This is a genomic window from Saccharomonospora amisosensis (assembly GCF_011761185.1).
Taxonomy (GTDB): domain Bacteria; phylum Actinomycetota; class Actinomycetes; order Mycobacteriales; family Pseudonocardiaceae; genus Saccharomonospora_A; species Saccharomonospora_A amisosensis.
Genome location: NZ_JAAOYM010000001.1, coordinates 4184869 through 4203431 on the forward strand (window position 1 = coordinate 4184869; position 18563 = coordinate 4203431).

At 68.1% G+C, this 18563-nt stretch carries 18 protein-coding genes; 11 read left to right on the forward strand and 7 right to left on the reverse strand.

What is annotated here, in order from left to right:
* Positions 1-101: 101 nt before the first annotated feature.
* Entirely contained in the window at positions 102-1406 is a 1305-nt protein-coding gene (locus tag FHU38_RS20275) for an NAD(P)/FAD-dependent oxidoreductase (RefSeq protein ID WP_167173750.1), read from the reverse strand.
* Positions 1407-1438: 32 nt separating this feature from the next.
* On the reverse strand, positions 1439-1603 hold the full coding sequence (locus FHU38_RS20280) for a hypothetical protein (RefSeq protein ID WP_167173752.1): 165 nt from the start codon (positions 1601-1603) through the stop codon (positions 1439-1441).
* A gap of 139 nt (positions 1604-1742) precedes the next feature.
* Here FHU38_RS20280 and FHU38_RS20285 point away from each other — a divergent pair, with 139 nt between their 5' ends.
* Positions 1743-1919 (forward strand): hypothetical protein, encoded by a 177-nt coding sequence (locus FHU38_RS20285; protein ID WP_167173754.1) that lies wholly within the window; start codon positions 1743-1745, stop codon positions 1917-1919.
* A 110-nt stretch (positions 1920-2029) separates the two neighbouring features.
* Here the strand turns inward: FHU38_RS20285 and FHU38_RS20290 are convergent, their stop codons facing one another.
* The 3 genes from FHU38_RS20290 to FHU38_RS20300 form a co-directional block, all read right to left on the reverse strand.
* Complete coding sequence (locus tag FHU38_RS20290) at positions 2030-3280, reverse strand: 3-hydroxyacyl-CoA dehydrogenase (RefSeq protein WP_167173756.1); 1251 nt, start codon at positions 3278-3280, stop codon at positions 2030-2032.
* Between the two features lie 87 nt (positions 3281-3367).
* Positions 3368-3556: a hypothetical protein gene (locus FHU38_RS20295; protein WP_167173759.1), complete on the reverse strand. Its 189-nt coding sequence runs from the start codon at positions 3554-3556 to the stop codon at positions 3368-3370.
* A 106-nt stretch (positions 3557-3662) separates the two neighbouring features.
* Entirely contained in the window at positions 3663-4727 is a 1065-nt protein-coding gene (locus tag FHU38_RS20300) for an FAD-dependent monooxygenase (RefSeq protein ID WP_167173761.1), read from the reverse strand.
* A gap of 56 nt (positions 4728-4783) precedes the next feature.
* On the opposite strand from FHU38_RS20300, the gene FHU38_RS20305 reads away from it, so the two are divergent.
* Complete coding sequence (locus FHU38_RS20305) at positions 4784-5353, forward strand: TetR/AcrR family transcriptional regulator (RefSeq protein ID WP_167173763.1); 570 nt, start codon at positions 4784-4786, stop codon at positions 5351-5353.
* 20 nt (positions 5354-5373) lie between these two features.
* Complete coding sequence (locus FHU38_RS20310; RefSeq protein ID WP_167173766.1) at positions 5374-6744, forward strand: FAD-binding protein; 1371 nt, start codon at positions 5374-5376, stop codon at positions 6742-6744.
* On the opposite strand, the gene FHU38_RS20315 is transcribed toward FHU38_RS20310, so the two are convergent.
* Positions 6731-7180 (reverse strand): hypothetical protein, encoded by a 450-nt coding sequence (locus FHU38_RS20315; RefSeq protein WP_313886840.1) that lies wholly within the window; start codon positions 7178-7180, stop codon positions 6731-6733. The genes FHU38_RS20310 and FHU38_RS20315 overlap by 14 nt on opposite strands.
* A gap of 139 nt (positions 7181-7319) precedes the next feature.
* On the opposite strand from FHU38_RS20315, the gene FHU38_RS20320 reads away from it, so the two are divergent.
* From FHU38_RS20320 to FHU38_RS20355, 8 genes are all read left to right on the forward strand, one after another.
* A complete protein-coding gene (locus FHU38_RS20320) occupies positions 7320-7649 on the forward strand; it encodes a MerR family transcriptional regulator (RefSeq protein WP_167173768.1) in 330 nt (109 codons plus the stop codon).
* 44 nt (positions 7650-7693) lie between these two features.
* A complete protein-coding gene (locus tag FHU38_RS20325; RefSeq protein WP_390623311.1) occupies positions 7694-9082 on the forward strand; it encodes an FAD-binding protein in 1389 nt (462 codons plus the stop codon).
* 111 nt (positions 9083-9193) lie between these two features.
* Positions 9194-10498 carry an SAM-dependent methyltransferase gene (locus FHU38_RS20330; RefSeq protein ID WP_167176350.1) on the forward strand — a complete coding sequence of 435 codons (1305 nt, stop codon included), beginning with the start codon at positions 9194-9196 and terminating at the stop codon, positions 10496-10498.
* Positions 10499-10548: 50 nt separating this feature from the next.
* Positions 10549-11721, forward strand: coding sequence for a YncE family protein (locus FHU38_RS20335; RefSeq protein ID WP_167173773.1), 1173 nt, complete (start codon positions 10549-10551; stop codon positions 11719-11721).
* A complete protein-coding gene (locus tag FHU38_RS20340; protein ID WP_167173775.1) occupies positions 11718-13736 on the forward strand; it encodes a neutral/alkaline ceramidase in 2019 nt (672 codons plus the stop codon). The genes FHU38_RS20335 and FHU38_RS20340 overlap by 4 nt, the downstream gene beginning before the upstream one ends.
* 128 nt (positions 13737-13864) lie before the next feature.
* Entirely contained in the window at positions 13865-15433 is a 1569-nt protein-coding gene (locus FHU38_RS20345; RefSeq protein WP_167173777.1) for a prenyltransferase/squalene oxidase repeat-containing protein, read from the forward strand.
* A complete protein-coding gene (locus tag FHU38_RS20350) occupies positions 15433-16674 on the forward strand; it encodes a cytochrome P450 (protein ID WP_167173779.1) in 1242 nt (413 codons plus the stop codon). Before FHU38_RS20345 ends, FHU38_RS20350 begins: the two co-directional genes overlap by 1 nt.
* On the forward strand, positions 16662-17597 hold the full coding sequence (locus FHU38_RS20355) for a UbiA family prenyltransferase (RefSeq protein ID WP_167173781.1): 936 nt from the start codon (positions 16662-16664) through the stop codon (positions 17595-17597). Before FHU38_RS20350 ends, FHU38_RS20355 begins: the two co-directional genes overlap by 13 nt.
* Here FHU38_RS20355 and FHU38_RS20360 read toward each other — a convergent pair.
* Positions 17594-18406 carry an SAM-dependent methyltransferase gene (locus tag FHU38_RS20360; RefSeq protein ID WP_167173783.1) on the reverse strand — a complete coding sequence of 271 codons (813 nt, stop codon included), beginning with the start codon at positions 18404-18406 and terminating at the stop codon, positions 17594-17596. The two genes, FHU38_RS20355 and FHU38_RS20360, sit on opposite strands and share 4 nt — an antisense overlap.
* Positions 18407-18563: the final 157 nt, after the last annotated feature.

The following is an 18563-nucleotide window of genomic DNA, read 5'->3' on the forward strand; positions in this document are numbered from 1 at the left end:
AACAAACGTCAAGGTTCTGTAGAACCAGCGCAGCGCCGCACCCGCTGCCCCCGCACAGTCGATGCCGAGCGTACCCCCGTCGCAGCCGCGTGGCGGCCGGATCAGCCCACTCTGGACCTACCCGCGGCCTCCTCGAACGCCCCGCGCGGCTCCTCACGCGAACCGAAGTTGACGACGTCGTGGCCGAACGGCATCCCGACCAGCCAGTCGCCGAGCACTCGGATGGTCCGGTTCCAGGTCGGGATCTGGGTGGCGTAGTAGCCACGCCGCAATGTCCAGGCGAGCGCGCCGTCGAACTCCCGGCCGAACGCCTCCCCCACGGCCTTGTTCTTGCCGAGGGTGACGAACTCGCCCCGGCTTCGGTACCGGAACGGCCGCGGCCACTCACCTCGCAGGGTGGCGACCAGGTTGTCGCCCAGCTGCTCCGCCTGGCGCACGGCGTGTTGCGCGGTCGGCGGCGAGACCCTGCCGGTCTCGGGGTCCGGCACCCCCGCGCAGTCGCCCGCGGCCCAGATGCCGGGGTGCCCCTCCACTCGCATGGCCTGATCGACCACGAGCCTGCCCCTGCCGTCCACAGGCAGGCCCAGTTCGCCGACGACGGTCTGCGGGCGGGTGCCCGCGACCCACACCAGCGTGTCGGCGAAGAACTTCGAGCCGTCGGAAAGCCTCAGCTCGCCCTCCTCGACCGACTCGAGCTGGGTGCCGAGCCTGATGTCGATACCGCGCCCGGTCAGCTCGGTCATCGCCCGGTCGGCGAGTTCGCGACTTACCGTCGTGAGGATGCGATCCATCGCCTCGACCAGCACCCAGCGCATCTCGCCCGCGTCCAGCTCGGGATAGCCCGCAAGGACATCGATCGCCATGTCCTGCAACTCCGCGATCGCCTCGACACCGGTATAGCCACCGCCGACGAACACGAAGGTCAACGCCCGCTTGCGCAGTTCCGTGTCGGTGGTCGCGGAGGCGATTTCCAGCTGCCGCAGCACGTGGTCGCGCAGGTGGGCCGCCTCGGCGAGGGAGTTGAACCCGATCCCGGTCTCCGCGAGCCCGGGAACCGGTGCCAGCTTGGAGGTGGCCCCGAGCCCGATCACCAGTTCGTCGTAGTCCAGCTCCAGCCACGGACCCGCCGTCGGCGCGACGGAAGCGACCTTACGTTCGGTGTCGATGCCTGTGAGCCTGCCCGCGATGAACCGGCTGCCGCGCAGCACGGCCCGCAACGGCACTACGGCGTGGCGGGGTTCAAGCGTCCCGGACGCCACCTCAGGCAGCAGCGGCCGGTACACCATGTAGTTCTCCGGGTTGACGACCGTGACCTCGGCCTCGCCTCGCCGCAGCCGCCGCTGCAACCGCAGCGCGGTGTACAGACCGACGTAGCCGCCGCCCGCGATCAGTATCCGTGTTGTCACAAATAGCTCCTGAAACTCCTGCGTTGCCGCGGCTACCCGCCACTGAGGTAGATCACCGCGTAGGCCATGAGGAATCCGGCGACCAGCACGACGACCACCCCGATCGCCAACGGCCATGCCACCGGCAGCTCCCTCGAGCCGCGCGGTCGCGCTGCTGAACTGCTCGCAGGGTCGCGCTCCGGTGGCTGCGCGCTCATGCGGTCTCCTGTGCCGGTTGCGGTCGGATCACCCGTCGGATACCCAATGGCGCGAGCGCAAACCCCGCGTTTCGCGGCCATAACGCCGGGGTAGATCACCGGGTAGGTCACGCAGAGCCACCCGAAAGGAGGCTCTCTCATGCAGCAGCGCGAAAGCGACCAGCACGGTCCCCGCGAGGACGACCAGCTCAAGTCGGAGCTTCAGGGCATGCTCAAGGGCAACCGCCCGAGTCGGGCAGAGGAATGGCGCGACCCAGAACCACCGGCCGACGACGATCCGGCCGTGCCTCCGATCGACGAACGCGAGCAGCGCTGAGCCGCGAGTCCCCCGCTCACGCCCGCGAGTCCCCCATTCCGGCCCGCGAGTTCCGCATTCATGCCAGCGAGTGCTGCGTTCGTGTCGGCGAGTGCTGCGTTGGTGCGGGTTCAGGCAGCCCGGCGGAACCCGAAGCCGGTGGCGCGCTCGGCATCCGCGATACCGGCCCGCACCTCGGCCTCGTGATCGCGTGCCCAGTACAGCGGCCCACCTAGATCCGGTGGGAAGCCGTACCCGTTGACGAGCACGAGATCGATGTCCGAGGCCCGCTCGGCGATGCCTTCGGCCAGGATCAGCTTCGCCTCGTTGACGATCGTGCCGAGCGCGCGCCTGACGATCTGCTCGTCGGTGAACGAGCGCCTGACCAGGCCGAGTTCTCGGGACACCTGCCTGATGGTCCCGTGCACCTCGGGGTCGGGTTCGCCGTGACGCTGCCCCTCGGGGTAGCGGTACCAACCCGCGCCGGTCTTGCGGCCGAGCCGCCCGGCGGCGCACAACCGCTGCAACACCTCGGGCACCCGCTCCCGGGGGTCTCGGGTCGGCGCCAGCCGCTCGCGGTTGGCCAGCGCGATGTCCAGACCGGACATGTCCCACACGGCGAAGGGGCCCATGGCGAAGCCGAACTCCCGCAGCGCGGCGTCGACCTGTTCCGGTAGCGCGCCCTCTTCCACCATGAATTCGCACTGCGTGCGATAGGCGTTGTAGATGCGGTTGCCGATGAAGCCGTCGCAGACGCGCGCGATCACCGGCAACTTCCCACACCTGCGTGCCAGGTCGACCGCGGTGGCGAGAGTGTCTGGCGCGGTCGCTTCGCCACGCACCACCTCAAGCAGTCGCATGACATGCGCCGGGCTGAAGAAGTGCAGGCCGACCACGTCAGCGTCTCGTCCACTGGCTCGTGCCAGCTCGTCAAGGTTCAGGTAGGAGGTGTTGGACGCAAGTATGGCGCCCGGCTTGACGAGTTCCCCGAGCCGCGCGAGGAGTTCCTGTTTGACGGCCATGTCCTCGAAGACGGCCTCGAGCACGAGATCGCGATCTCGCAGCACCGACTGGTCGGTGGCCGAGGTGAGCGCCGCCAGCCTGCGGTCGGCCTCGGCACGATCGATCCTGCCCTTGCCGACCGCCCTGTCCTGGATGTCGGTGATCCTGGCCAGCCCGCGTTCGAGTGCCTCCTGTGACCGCTCGACCAGGGTCACGTCGAACCCGGCCGCCAGGAAGACAGCGGCGATGCCCGCGCCCATCGTGCCTGCGCCGACCACGCCGATCCGCTCGACGGGACGGGGCGCGACGTCCGGGGCCTGCCCCGCCTCCAGCTCGGCCTGCTGAAGATGGCGGCGCGCGGCCGCTGGGTCGGCGTTCATGGACGCTCCTGGGTGAGGTGGCACGGTCCCCGGCACGGTACCGGGAGCGTCCCGGTGTCGACTACCGGCGAGAGCAACCGCGCGGCGTCACTCGCGCCCCCGCACGATCGTCGGCTCCAGCTCGTCGTCCTCGTCCATCGGTGCGGGAAAGCGCGTGGGAGTCCTCGACTCACTCGCCGCCCCGTGGGCTCCCGCATGCTTCAGTTGTCTTGCCTGTCTTGCCTGTCTTGCCTGTCTTGCCGAAGACTGCACCGGTTCGGCCTCGGTGTCCAACATCGCTGGCTCCTCTCCACGCTGGATGATCTTGAGATACCCCCACAGTAGAGACGAGAAACACAGCCACGGACCACCCTGAACGGCTGAAAATCGGTCAAGCGATCGGTCAAGTTCCTCGCGATCGCACCGAATCGAAGGCGACGGCCAGCCGTACGGCGGCATCGCGCAACACCAGGGCTCGCGAGGCCACGCTGATCCTGCCCAACTGCCGTGCGGCCGCCGCGATGCGCTGGCTCGGGCGTCGCCTGGCGCGGTCGTAGGCACGCAGTCCACTGTGCACATCGGTTGTCCCGGCGAGGGACTCGCCGAGGATGAGCCCGTCGATCAGTGACTGGCAGGCGCCCTGCCCGAGATCAGGTGTCATCGCGTGTGCCGCGTCGCCGAGCAGGGCGACATTGCCCGACACGTAGCTGGGTAGCGGCGGATGCAGGTAGTGCAGGCCGTGCCGCAGCAGTGCGTCTGGTTCGATGCGGTCCAGCACGCGCGGGATCGGGTCGTGCCAGTGGCCGAAGCGGCTCCGCAGCGTGGCAAGTTCGTCCTCCATCGGGCGCGGGCGCGCCGGGGTGGGCAGCACGGCGTAGAAGTTGGTACGCCCGTCGCCCAGCGGCAGGTAACCGAATTTCTCGCCGATGCCCCAGGTCTCCGCGCCGCGCTCGACGTCGAGCGGCACGACTCCCCGCCAGGCAGTGAATCCGGTGTCGCGCAGCCTGTGCTCGGCGCCGAACAGCGCCTCCCGAACCCGGCTGCCCGCTCCGTCGGCGCCGACGACAAGGTCGAAACCATGCCATGCGCCTGGGGTGACCTCCGTACCGAACCGTACGGTGCCTTCCGCGAGCGCGCCGTACAGCAGGTCCAGCAACTCGGCGCGGGCTATCACGTACGGAGGCTCGCCCGCACGGCGTTCCAGCCGCTTGGTGTCGACCGTGGCGATCACGCGGCCGTCCGGCCTGCGCAGTGACCCCGGCGGTTGCCGCTTTGCGCGCTTTCGCAGTTCGTCACCGATGCCGAGCCGATCGAGCGCGGCCACGGCCTCCGGCCAGATACCGAGACCGGTGCCGGAGCGGGCGAGGTCGGCAGCGCGCTCGTGCACCGTGACCTGCCAGCCGGCCCGGGTCAGACCGATCGCGGCGGCAAGCCCGCCGATTCCCCCACCAACTATGAACGCTCGCATGGAGCTCATGCTACTACGAATGTAGTGAACTGCACTACTGATGTAGTGTGGCGGCCATGACAGCACGGAGGCAGCAGGTGCTCGACGCCGCCATCCAGGTGCTCGGTACGCGGGGGACTCGCCAGCTCACTCATCGTGCGGTCGACGCCGAGGCAGGCCTGGCCGCCGGGTCCACGTCGAACTACTTCCGCACCAGGCAGGCGCTGCTGTCGGGAGTGCTGCGCAGGCTGAGCGAGCTGGACATCGCGGCGTGGGGCCAGTTCGCCGTACGGCTGGGCGACACCGACGACATCGACCCGGATGTCTTCGCCGAGGCGGTCGCCGGGTTCACGGTCGAACTCGCGCGTTCAGCGAGGGTGGTGACCATGGCAAGGCAGGCGATCTTCGCGGAGGCCACCTTTCACGAAGAACTGAGCCGGCAGATCGGCGTGCTTCGCCGCGAGATCGGCGAACAAGGCTCTCGATGGCTCGCCCGGCTGGGCTCGCCGACACCGCAAGCCGACTTCTGGAGCCTGATGGCGCTGGTGGATGGACTGCTGCTGCATGAGTGCACCAATCCAGGTACCGCATTCCACCCCGCCCCGGCCGTGCACGCCCTGTTGCGGGGCCTGCGAGCCACGTGGTGACCCACGCTAGAGTGCCCCGAATGGCGCAACCGTTCCAGCTCGCCGAACTTCCTGCCATCGAAGGAGAGGTTGCCACCGACGACGCGAGTGTCGCTCACGCCGCGCAGGACTGGGGGCATCTGGTACAGGCGCGGCCGCTAGCTGTCGCCCGCCCAGCACACGCCGCGGACGTGGCGAGCATCGTCGCTTACGCCTCGCAACGAGCGATCCCCGTCGCGGCACGCGGAGCGGGCCACTCCCCCTTCGGGCAAAGCCAGGCCGAGGGCGGGATCGTACTCGACATGACTGGCCTGTCCAGGGTGCATGCGGGCAACGGCAACGAGATCACGATGGACGCGGGCGCGTGCTGGCGGCAGGTGTTGGCGGCAACGCTCCCGAGAGGACTCACTCCCGCGGTGCTCACCGACTACCTCGACCTCACCGTCGGCGGCACGCTCGCCGTAGGCGGTATCGGTGGAGCGAGCCACCACCACGGCACGCAGACCGACATCGTCACTGCACTGGAAGTCGTTACCGGGACCGGGGAACTCGTCCGCTGCTCACCCGAGGTGGAGAGCGAGCTTTTCGACGCCGTCCGTGCGGGGCTCGGGCAGTGTGGGATCGTCACGCGCGCCACCATCCGGCTGCGGCCCGCGAAACAGCGGGTGCGGCGCTGGACGTTGTACTACGACGAACTGGACGCCTTCCTGGAGGACCAGCGCGCGGTGGTGCGCGACGGGCGCTTCGACCACGTGCAGGGCCAGCCGGTCGCCGACTCCGAGCCAGGCCGGTGGCGCTACCTGCTGGAGGCAGCCACCTACTTCTCACTGCCCGACCGGCCCGACGAGGACGAACTGCTCGGCGAGCTTTCGTTCGATCGCGAAACCGCAGAGTCTCAAGACCTCACCTATCACGCGTTCCTCGACCGGATGGCCGAGGGCGAGGAACGACTACGGGCCGAAGGCGACTGGTTTCGCCCACACCCGTGGCTGAACCTGTTCCTGCCGGACGACGAGGTCGAATCGGTGGTGGCGGACACGCTCGCGGAGACCGCGGGTGCCGATCTCGGCGACACCGGGTTGATCCTGCTGTACCCGGTGCGCCGGGACCGGCTCGCGACACCGTTGCTGCGGGTGCCTGCCACGGACCTGGTGTGGTTGTTCGCGATCCTGCGTACCGGCGCCGCCTACGACCCGAGCGGGGCCTGGCGGATGATCGAGCTGAACACTGCCCTCTACGAGCGTGTGAAGGTGCTCGGCGGCACCCTCTACCCCGCGAGCACCCTGCCGATGACGACCAAGGACTGGCGGGACCACTTCGGCGACGACTGGCAGACCCTGGAGGTCGCCAAGCACGTCTACGATCCGGCAGGCGTGCTGACCCCGGGTCAGCGTGTGTTCACCGCTCGCTAGTCGCGGCGGACACCGCCGCCCATTCCTGCCAACATGCCGCGAACTCCCTGTCCACGTCGAAGGAATCGGTCCAGTCGCGCAGGTCGTCCACCGTTGGTTCGACGAGCGCTGCGCCGACGGCCAGACAGTTGCGCAGGGCTTTGAGGTCGGCCACCAGATCGTCGGCCACCCGCGAGTCGTCGACGCTCGTGGCCGCGCGCTCGGCGAGCCGATCGGTGATGGTGGCCAGCAGGCGGATGAGTCGAGCCGTGCCGCCGGCCGCAGCGCGGACGGCGCACACATCGGCCTCATCGGCCTCATCGGCCTCGAGCGCGAGGCGGATTCGCTCCACGCTGTGCTCGGCGTCCGCGACCGCGCTCGCCACGGGAACGGTCTTCGCGTGGCGATCGGACGTGCACTGTCCCTTCAGATTCGCGAGAACCACGGCTACAGTCACCCACCTCTATCGATCACTTCGACTAAACTCGCGAACGAGCCAATGATTCTTATATCGGTCACTGCATATTGGGTCAATCGGCCGCGCTAGCTAAACTATCATTGATGGTGTCGACCTCTTCTGGTGGGAGTGTGCCGCGATGAACCTGCGGAAGCTCGACGACGAGCATTACCCCGCCTTCAGCACGGGGCAGGCCGCCGAGCTGCTCGGCGTGGAACAACCGTTCCTGCGCAGTCTCGACAACGCCGGAGTCGTCTCACCCCAGCGCTCGAGCGGTGGCCACCGCCGCTACTCGCGACACCAGCTCGGCCTCGCGGGCAGGCTGCGCGAGTTGTTCGACGAGGGCCACACGCTCGCCTCCGCGCAGCGCATCCTGAGCCTGGAGACGGAACTGGACCAGGCAAGACAGGAGATCGCCCAGCTCAAGCAGGACCTCGCCCAGCGGCAAGGGGACAACGGCTCTGGGTGAAAGGGACCGAAAGTGCCTGGCAGTAGCCGCCACCTGGGGCGATCATGTGTGGTATGGCGCTGAACGAACCGGGCGTCGGCGACCGAACGCCTGCGGCCACCGGACACCAGGCACGCGTGGCGGCCTTACGCGCCCAGCTCGCTGCCCTGCCCGAGGGAGCACCGGTACGCCTGGCCAAGCGGACGTCGAACCTGTTCCGCCCGCGCGGCACGGCCACCGACGGGCTCGACGTCTCCGGCTTCCGGCATGTGCTCGAGGTCGACGCGCACACCCGCACCGCGGACGTGGAGGGCATGGTCACCTACGAGCAGTTGGTGGACGCCACACTGCCGCACGGGTTGATGCCACTTGTGGTGCCGCAGCTGAAGACCATCACGCTCGGCGGGGCCGTCACCGGGCTCGGCATCGAGTCGTCGTCGTTTCGCAACGGCATGCCACACGAGTCGGTACTGGAACTGGAGATCCTCACCGGCGCGGGCGAGATCGTGGTCGCCAGGCCCGACAACGAGCACAGTGACCTGTTCTTCGGCTTCCCAAACTCCTACGGCACGCTCGGCTATGCGCTGCGGCTTCGGATCGAGCTGGAGCCGGTGCGACCCTACGTGCAGCTTCGCCACCTGCGATACACCGACGCGGGCGAGTACTTCGCCGAACTGGAACGCGTGTGCTCCCTCGGCGAGGCCGACTTCGTGGACGGCACGGTGTTCGGCCCGCGGGAGCAGTACCTCACGCTGGGCACCTTCACCGATGAGGTACCCGGCACCAGCGACTACACCTGGCTGGACATCTACTACAAGTCGATCAGGCAGCGCACGACCGATCACCTGCACACGCGCGACTACCTGTGGCGCTGGGACACCGACTGGTTCTGGTGCTCTCGCGCGCTCGGCGTGCAGAACCGGCTCGTGCGACTGCTCGCGGGCCCTAAGCTGCTGCGCTCGGACACCTACTGGAAGATCATCGCCTTCGAACGTCGGCATCGGTTGACCGCCAGACTGAACCGGGCACTTGGCAAACCCCCACCTGAGGCCGTGGTGCAGGACATCGAGGTGCCCGTCGAAAGGGCAGCCAAGTTCCTCGACTTCTTCCACCGGGAGATCCCCATCAGTCCGGTGTGGATCTGCCCGGTCAAGCAGCGCGACAGGCGCCGCTGGCCGCTGTACGAGCTCGACCCCGACACCCTCTACGTGAACTTCGGCTTCTGGGCCACCGTGCCCGCCAAGCCTGGGCAGGACGTGGCGGGGCACAACCGGCTGATCGAACGCACCGTCACCGAACTGGGCGGACGCAAGTCGTTGTACTCGGAGAGCTTCTACGACCCCGAGGAGTTCTGGCGTCTCTACAACGGCACCGCCTACCGATCGCTGAAGCAGCGCTACGACCCACAACGGAAGTTGCTGGACCTCTACGACAAATGTGTCAAGGCGAGATGACCGCAATGAGCACCGTGGCGATGGGGAAACCAGGTGAGCAGGCAGCACGACTGACACCTCGGTAGCACAGCCTGCCACGAAGGCCCGTTGCGCGGGCAGGAGCGGAAGGTGATGCACATGAGCAAGGCAAGCCTCGGCGCGCGCGGTTCCACGGCGCGCAGCGGTACGGATCTGGGCACGCTCTTCGGCAGGTTCCTCGGTTCCGAGGCGCCCGTGGCCATCGTGGGGTACGACGGGAGCTTCGCGGGCGCCGAAGACGCACCCGTGCGGATGGAGGTGCGCACCCCCACCGCGCTGAGCTACATCCTCTCCGCACCAGGGGAACTCGGCCTCGCTCGTGCGTACGTTACCGGCCATCTCGACGTCACCGGCGACCTTTACCAGCTGCTGCGCACGATGACTTCGGTGGTGGACGGGCTGAGCGTGGCTGACCGGCTGTGGTTGCTGCGACAGGTCGGTCTCGGGCACCTGCGGCGCGTTCCGGTCCCTCCTGAGGAGGCGCCAGGCCGGGTACTGCGCGGCATCCGAGGTCTGCGCCACTCCAAGCACCGCGACAGCGCCGCGATCTCGCAGCACTACGACGTCTCGAACCGGTTCTACGAGTTGGTGCTGGGACCGTCGATGGCGTACACGTGCGCGTGCTACCCAGCTGAGGACTCCTCCCTGGAGGAGGCGCAGTTTCACAAGTTCGACCTCGTATGCCGCAAGCTGGGACTGAAACCGGGGATGCGGCTGCTCGACGTGGGCTGCGGTTGGGGCGGCATGGTGGCGCACGCCGCCGAGCACTACGGCGTGCGCGCGCTCGGCGTGACCCTGTCTCGGGAGCAGGCCCAGTGGGGTCAGAAGGAGATCGTCGCGAGGGGACTGGCCGACCGGGCCGAGGTGCGGCACCTGGACTACCGGGACGTACCGGAGACCGGGTTCGATGCGGTGTCGTCGATCGGGCTGACCGAGCACATCGGCGCCCGCAACCTGCCCGCGTACTTCCGCTTCCTCGGCTCCAGGCTCAACGAGCGGGGCAGGCTGCTCAACCACTGCATCACCCGGCCGACCAACAGCGACCCGAACCACACTGGTCCTTTCATCGACCGCTACGTCTTTCCCGACGGTGAACTGGAGGGCGTTGGCACGATCATCTCCGCCATGCAGGACAACGGCTTCGAGGTTCGCCACTCCGAGAACCTGCGCGAGCACTACGCCAGGACGCTGGCCGCCTGGTGTGCCAACCTCGACCTGAGCTGGACCGAGGCGGCGCAGGAGGCCGGTGTGCGCAGGGCCAGGGTGTGGGCGCTCTACATGGCGGCGTCCCGGCTGGCGTTCGAGCGGCACAAGCTGGAGTTGCAGCAGGTGCTCGGAGTGAAGGTGGCGGACGACGGTCAGGCGGCCATACCGCTGCGCCCTGACTGGGGAGTGTAGTCACAACACCGTTACCAAATGAAACCTACTTTCCGGTAGGTTTGTGTTCCATGCGGAAGCGGTTGGGCTCCCTCGCCACGGCGATCCTGCTGATCGTCACCCTCGCCCCTTCGGCGGCGGCCTCGCCGAACCGGGACGTGATGTTCGTCGGCAACAACTGGGATGGCACCGTGGATCTCGTGGACGCCCGCACGTTCACCAAATACCAGCGCATCGACGTCGTCGGCGACCTGGAGGAGCGCAAGGCGTCGATGACGCCGGACCAACTCATCGCCATGCTGGTCATCCGGCGGACAGCGGGAGAGGGACACGACCAACTTGTCGACGACATCATGGTCTCGCCCGACGGCAGGACCATGTACGTGTCGCGGCCGAGCCTTGGCGACGTCTCGGCGTTCGACGTCGCCACGGGCGAGCAACTGTGGGTGCGCCGCGTCGACGGTTACCGCTCCGACCACATGGCGCTGTCCCCTGACGGACGCACCCTGCTGGTCTCGGCGACAACCGCGAACGTGGTCGACGCCGTCGACACCGCGACAGGTTCCATCACCGGCCGGTTCGAAAGCGGCGATTTCCCGCACGAGAACCAGTACTCCCCCGACGGCAAGACCATCTACAACGCCACGATCGGCAACGTCGTCGCGCCCGACGACCCGCTGCTCGACGCTGCGAAGGGCAGGCGCTGGCTCACCGTCGCCGACGCCGAGACGTTGCGGGTGCGTGAGGTGATCGACTTCGGAGTCGGCATCCGGCCGTTCGTCATCATGCCCGACCAGCGGACGATGTACGCCCAGCTCTCCTTCCACAACGGGTTCATCGAGTACGACCTCCAACAGCGGCGCCGCACCCGCACGGTGCACCTGCCGCTGTCGGAAGAGGCCAAGCAGCTTCGCCGCGACGAGTACCCGCTGGACTCCGCACATCACGGACTCACGATGAATCGCGACCACAGCAAGATCTGCGACGCGGGCACGATCTCCGACTACGCCGCCATCCTCTCCGTTCCCTCGCTCACCGTGGACAGGATCGTCCCCACCGGCAAGAAGCCGTACTGGGCAGCGACCTCACCCGACGGCAAGCACTGCTTCCTGTCCAACAGCGACAGTGACGACATCTCGGTCGTCTCCTTCGAGAACCCGAGGGAGATCGCGCGTATCCCGGTTGGCGACCACCCGCAGCGGGTACGCGGCTACTCGGTGCCCGCCGACGTGCTCGCCCCGTGAGGGCCAGGGCGCTGTTCGCGGCCCTGCTTGTGACGCTCGCGACGGCGCAGGCACCCGCGCAGGCTCGGCAGGCACCGCCGCCCGACGGTCGTTACCTCGTCGGCAGGGGGATCGCCGACGCCACCGGTGAGGTCGCGGACGTCGGCATGATGGGCTACGGCCGCCTCGACCAGCAGGCCGAGGGCCTTCACAACCGGCTGCGTGCCCGGTCGTTCGTCATTGCCGAGCCGCACGGCGGCGAGCGGGTACTGCTCGTCGTCGTGGACTCACCGATGATCTTCTCCAGCGTGCACCAGGCCGTGTTGCGCAGGCTGGCCGAGTACTACGGCGACCTCTACACCGAGCGGAACGTGTTGCTCACGGGCACGCACACACACGCCGGGCCGGGCGGCTACTCCCATCACCTCCTCTACAACCTCACCACGCTCGGATTCCACCGCAAGACCTTCGACGCCATCGTTGACGGCATCGTCGAATCCGTAAGGCGCGCACACCAAGACCTGGCACCCGGTTCGCTCACACTCAGCCACGCGGAACTGACCACCGCGAGCGTGAACCGATCCAGGCAGGCATTCGACCGCAACCCCGCCGCCGAACGCGCGTTCTTCCCCGACGCCATCGACCCGCAGACCTCCCTGCTGCGCGTCGAACGCGAGGGCACGCCGGTGGGCGCCATCAACTGGTTCGCCACCCACAACACCAGCATGTCCGGCGACAACCGGCTGGTCAGTGCCGACAACAAGGGTTACGCGGCCTACCACTGGGAACGCGAGGTGGCGGGGGCCGACTACCGCGAGGGTGAGCCCGGCTTCGTCTCCGCGTTCGCCCAGACCAACGCGGGCGACATGTCGCCGAACCTGGACCTGCGCCCGCCCACGACACCGGAGGACTTCGCCGCCACGCGCGAGATCGGGCTGCGGCAGTACGAGGCCGCCGCGAGCCAGCTCAACACACGAGGCAGGCGCATGTCCGGCGGTATCGACTCCCGACTTGTCTACATTGATATGTCTGATGTGGAGGTTCTGCCGGAGTTCACTGGGGACGGCAGGCCGCACCGCACCTGTGAACCCGCCGTCGGAGCGGCGATGGCGGCGGGCAGCACCGAGGACGGGCCCGCGTTTCCCACCTTCGCCGAAGGCAGCAACCCGCTGTGGGACACGGTGTCCGGCTCTGTGCTCTACACCGCGTCGCCGCGACTGCGTGACTGCCAGGCACCCAAGGGTGTCGTCGTGCCGATCGGTGCGATGAATGCGGTCTACCCGTGGGTGGCGCGGCGGGTGCCGGTGCAGCTGGTCCGGATCGGCGGGCTGTACCTCATCGGGATACCGGGCGAGGTGACGATCGCGGCGGGGCTGCGGCTGCGCCGCACAGTGGCGCGGATCGTGGGTGCGGACGTGCGCGACGTGCTGGTGGCCGGCTACAGCAACGGCTACTTCCACTACGTCACCACGCCACAGGAGTACGACGCCCAGCACTACGAGGGTGGGAGCACGCTGTTCGGGCGCTGGCAACTACCCGCGTTGCGGCAGACCGCAGCCGAACTGGCCACGGCGCTGCGCGACGGCCGCGAACTGCGACCGGGGCAGCCTCCCGCCGACCTCTCGCGAAACCAACTCTCACCGCAACCACCCGTGCTGCTCGACACCCCCATGCCTGGCACGGCCTTCGGCGACGTGCTCACCCAGCCTTCCCCGAGCTACCCACCGGGCTCGCGAGTGAGGGTCACCTTCAGCGGAGCGCACCCGAGCAACGACCTGCGTCGCGGCGGCACCTACCTGGAGGTGCAGCGGCGCGAGGGGCAGGGCTGGCGCACGGTGGCCGACGACGGCGACTGGTCCACCATCTTCCGCTTCACTCGCACTGGTCCCACCACCTCCGAGATCACCGTCACCTGGGACGTGCCCGCATCCGCCAAGGGCACCTACCGCGTCCGCTACCACGGGGACGCGCGTGACGCACTTGGGCGTGTTCGCTCCTTCACCGGCACCTCGACCCAGTTCCAGGTCAACCGCTGACTGCGAGAGGACTGCTCCAATCGGTGCACTGCCCGTGTGACAGCCAGGGTAAGGATGCTACTTTCGGTGTCGGCCCGACTACGCCTGGCCCGGACAACTCAAAGCCGCATGCCGTCGAGGAGTGCCGCATGAAAACGCGCGTTTCCTGGCTGAACAGCGCGAAGGAGACGGTAGCGGAGACGTTGTCGCGAATGCTCGTAGATCCCACGGGACGATTCGAACCCTCCGTCTACGAGACGGGCAGGTTGGTCTCGCTCACCCCGGCTCTCGCCGGACACCAGCAGCGCGTCAGTTTCCTGCTGGCTCAGCAGCGGCATGACGGCCGCTGGGGTGGACCGGGCGACTACCACATCGTCCCGACGTTGAGCGCCACCGAAGCACTGCTGGCCGAGCAGCACCGGCCAGGCTCGGACCCACGAGTGCGGCCCGCGGCCGAGCACGCGGTGCGTGCGCTGGCGGATCGGTTGTCCCGCAACGGATCACTGCCCGACACCGTCGCCGTGGAGATCGTGGTACCGGGGCTGGTTGAGGACATCAACGCACATCTTGTGCGGCGCGGGCGGGCGCCGCTGCGCGTTCCGCACGGGAGCAATGGTGAACTGCTCGCGACCCTTCGTGCGGCCGTGGCGCAGGGCCACGGGTTGCCCGAGAAGCTCTCGCACTCGCTTGAGGTCATCGGCGAGCCAGCGAGGGGCGCATCATTCGTGACCCCGGTGGACGGCCGTATCGTCGGCTGTTCGCCCGCCGCGACGGCGGCGTGGCTCGGCGACGACGGCGTGCGCGACGAGAACCATCCCTGTGTCGGCTACCTGCGGCAGGTGACCGAACCCGATGGCGGGGTACCCGTCGCCGCGCCACTCGCACTGTTCGAGCGGTCATGGGTACTGTCCACACTCGCCGAAGCGGGCGTCTCCTTCACCGCGCCCGAGCCTCTTGTCGCGAGCCTGCACAGCTCGTTCGGCCCGGAGGGAGCGGCGGGCGGACTCGGCCTTCCCGCTGATGCCGACGACACCGCCACCGCGCTGTACGCGCTGGCCAAGGTCGGCAGTCCGCGCTCGGCCGAGTGCCTGTGGAACTACGACGCGGGCGACCACTTCGCCTGCTTCCCCGAGGAACGCACGCCTTCCACCAGCACCAACGCGCACGTGCTGCAAGCGCTCGGCGCTTCGGTCGCCGCGGGCACGGCAGCGGACGTCGACCGCTACAGCGCGGCGGCGTGGCGCGTGACCCGGTGGCTGGCCGACACCCAGCAGCTGGAAGGGCACTGGCACGACAAGTGGCACGCCTCCCCCTACTACGCCACGGTGTGCTGCGCCACGGCCCTCGCTGCGTACGGCACGCCGGAGGGCGCCAAGGCGGTCCGCAGGGCGGTCGACTGGGTGTTGCGTACCCAGCGCGACGACGGGTCGTGGGGCTACTGGAGCAGCACAAGGGAGGAGACCGCCTACGCCGTGCGTACCCTGTTGCGTGCGGGTGAGCCCGGCGACGACGCGGTGGCCGCGGCCGCCGCTCGCGGTGCGACCTTCCTGCTGGAATCGCGGAGCGAGGACCGGCACCCCCCGCTGTGGCACGACAAGGACCTCTACACCCCGACGCGCATCGTGGAAACCGAGGTGTTCGCCGCGCTGTACCTTGCCCACACCGACACCAGGGTGGCGCCGCTGCTGACGGCAGCCGAGAACCGAATCGAGGTGTGATGAACCGCAACGAGCTGCGCCTCGCGCTTCGCACGTTGCCGTTTCTCGACTCACATGCCGACGCGCCGGAAGGCTTCGTTCGGCTCGCGTCCGACCCGGCCAAGCTGCTTGTCTGGCACCCGGAGGCGATCGACTGGATCTTCCGCAACGACAACTCACTCGCCCACCCAGGTAGCCGCTCGATGCGGCCGGTGCTGGGACCGCGATCGCTGTTGTGGATGGACGGGCCGCGCTACACCGCCTATCGCAAGCTGCTCGGACCACCGCTGGGGGCCAGGCGGATTGTGGACTACCAAGGCCTCATCTCCGAAACGATCGACCGCGCGATCGACCGGTTGCGGCCAGGCACGGTTTTCGTACTGCCTCAGTGGACTCGACGCGTGACGCTCGAGGTCGCTTCGCTCATCGTGCTCGGTAGCCGTGACGAAGCGTTGTTACGCCAGTTCTCCCGCTGGATCGACAGGGCGCTGGCATCGCCGTACCGGATGCTTGCCAACCGCTTGTTCCGAGGTGGACTTCCTCCGTCGGGCCCGAAGCTGGATGGATTGTTGCTGCGTCGAGCCCGTGAGGCGGCAGCCACCACCCAACCCACACTCGCGTCACTGCTGCTGGCGCCGGATGGTCCGCTGGGGACGATCGACGACGCCGAGCTTCGGGACCAGCTCGTCTCGCTACTGTTCGCGGGCCACGAGACGACCGCCTCAGCCACCGCATGGACGATCTACTGGATCGACCGGAACCCGGACATCCGCGCGGACATACTTGCCGAGTTGGAGTCCACTTCGGACAACGGTGCCGACGCGAAGCGAGTTCCGCTGTTGCACGCCGCCGTGCAGGAGGCGTTACGGATCACCCCTCCGGTGCCTTCGGCGGGCAACCGGGTGCTTCAGCGAGATACCCAGCTGCTCGGCAGGGAGCTGCGGGCAGGGACCGTGCTGTCGCCGAGCATCTACCTGGCACACCGGCAACCCGACTACTTCCCCGACCCGCATCGGTTCGACCCTCGCCGATTCCTCGGAAGCCGTCCACAGCCGCAGCGGTACCTGCCGTTCGGCGGTGGGGCACGGCATTGCCTCGGCAGCCAACTCGGGCAGGTGGAGGCCCGGATGATCGCCGCGGCCTTGCTACGCAGACGGTCGTTTCGCTGCGTCGACCCAACCGACGGTGTGCCGAGGTCACGTGGTCACGCCATGGCCCCGGCGCAGCGGTTGCGGATGGAGGTGACCGCGTGCCACGACTAGCCAACACCTCGGCGGTCTGGCGTGACCTCGCCGATGTACATCGGCTCGAGTACCCGTTCCCGGTGAACTATGCCTGCTACGCCGTGTGGGGCGCCTGCCTGGCGATCGGCGAACCCGAGAGCCTGCTCACCGGGCCCGTCGGGTTCGCCGTGCTGGCGAACCTACTGCTGATCACATCGGGCCTGCTGCTGAACACTGCGGTGGACATCCGCACCGATGCCGAACATCAGGAGCGCGGCTACCTGGCGAGTGCGGCGCAGCGGTTCGGCCGTGCCCGCCTGTTGCGCTTGACCGCCGTGGAGATGGCGGCGGCACTGGCACTGTCCGTCGCGATCTCGGCGTGGACGGGCAGCTGGACGGCCACGCTGGCGGCCGTGGCGGCGGTGACACTGCACGTCCTCTACAACGTCGAACCGGTGCACCTCAAACGCCGGGGGCTTGCGGGTACGTTCGCGTTCTGCGCCGCACTCGTCGTGCTGCCGCCGCTGCTTTCCTACTCCGCCGTCCGTCCCGACTTCGAACCGTTCCTGTGGCCGGTGTTGCTGGGTATGTGCGCGCTGGCGGGCGGCAGGTTGATCTGGTGGTCGGCGCCCGACATCGAGTCCGACTCGGCGACTGGGATGCGAACCCCCAACGTGCGCTACGGACCGGTGCGGGCGCTCCTGCTGGCATACGCGATCATGGGCGCGGGCATGGTGGCGCTGCTGTGGGGCCTGTGGTCGCGCTACGGACCGATCGCCGCAGTAGCGGCGACGGCGGCGCACTGGATCTTCGTGTTCGGCACGCTGACGCTGCTGCGTCCGGTCTCACGCGGTGTGGTGCCCAGTTCGGTCCGAATGCGCAGGGGGTCCATGTCGCTCGCCATGGTGGGTGATCTGCTGATCGTCATCGTCCCGTTGGCGGCGGTCGCTGAGGCGGGCTAGCCGTGCTTGTACCCCAACCCGACGTGCATCTGCACCTCTTCCGGGTTGCGGTCCAGGTCCTCCGGGGAGTCCGGACGCCACAGCGGTATCGCGACGATACCCGGCTCGACCAGTTCCAGCCCCCGGAAGTAACTTGCCAACTGCTCGGTGGAACGTAGGTTCACCTCCGGGCGGGCTCCCAGCATCATTCGCTCGAACATCGCGTAGGCATTGAGCAACTGCTCGTTCTCACTGCAGTGCGAAAGTGCCACGTAGCTGCCGGGAGCGATCGCGTCAACATAACCGGCGACGATCTCCCCCGGATGCTCGGAGTCCGCGAAGTGCAGCAACGTCTCGATCATCAGGACACCGACCGGCTGCTCCAGGTCCAGCAGCCTGCGGACTTCCTCGGACTCCAGTACCGCTTCGCGGTCGCGGATGTCGGCGGTCAGGTACGCCGCCGCTTCGTCGCCAGCGAGAATCTCGCGGCCGAGTTCACCGAGCTTCGGGTCGATGTCGACGTACACAACGCGGCTGGCCGGATCGACGCCTTGGGCGATCTCGTGTACGTGACCCATGGTCGGGATGCCTGAGCCGAGGTCGAGAAACTGCCTGACACCCCGGTCGGCGAGGTAACGCACGATGCGACCGAGCATCGCTCGCTGCGACCGCACCAGATACGGGATGTGTGGTGCCACCACGGCGACGTCGTCGGCCAGCCGCTGATCGTCGACGGTGTGGTGCTTGCCGTCGAGCCAGTAATCGTTGATACGCGCGAAACCGGACTTCGCGAACCGATCCTGTCCCGGTGCGCCGGTAGGGAGTGCCACCTGTAAGTACGCCTCCTCGGTTCGCGGCCAACTCGTCCTGATGATCTTTGCTGCCGCTCAGGGCATCCGATTCTAGTGCTGATCCGTTTCCATGGAGTGAGCAGGTTCATGGCCGGGCCGGCTTCGAAACGGCGGTGGCGACTGTCCGAAACAGTCA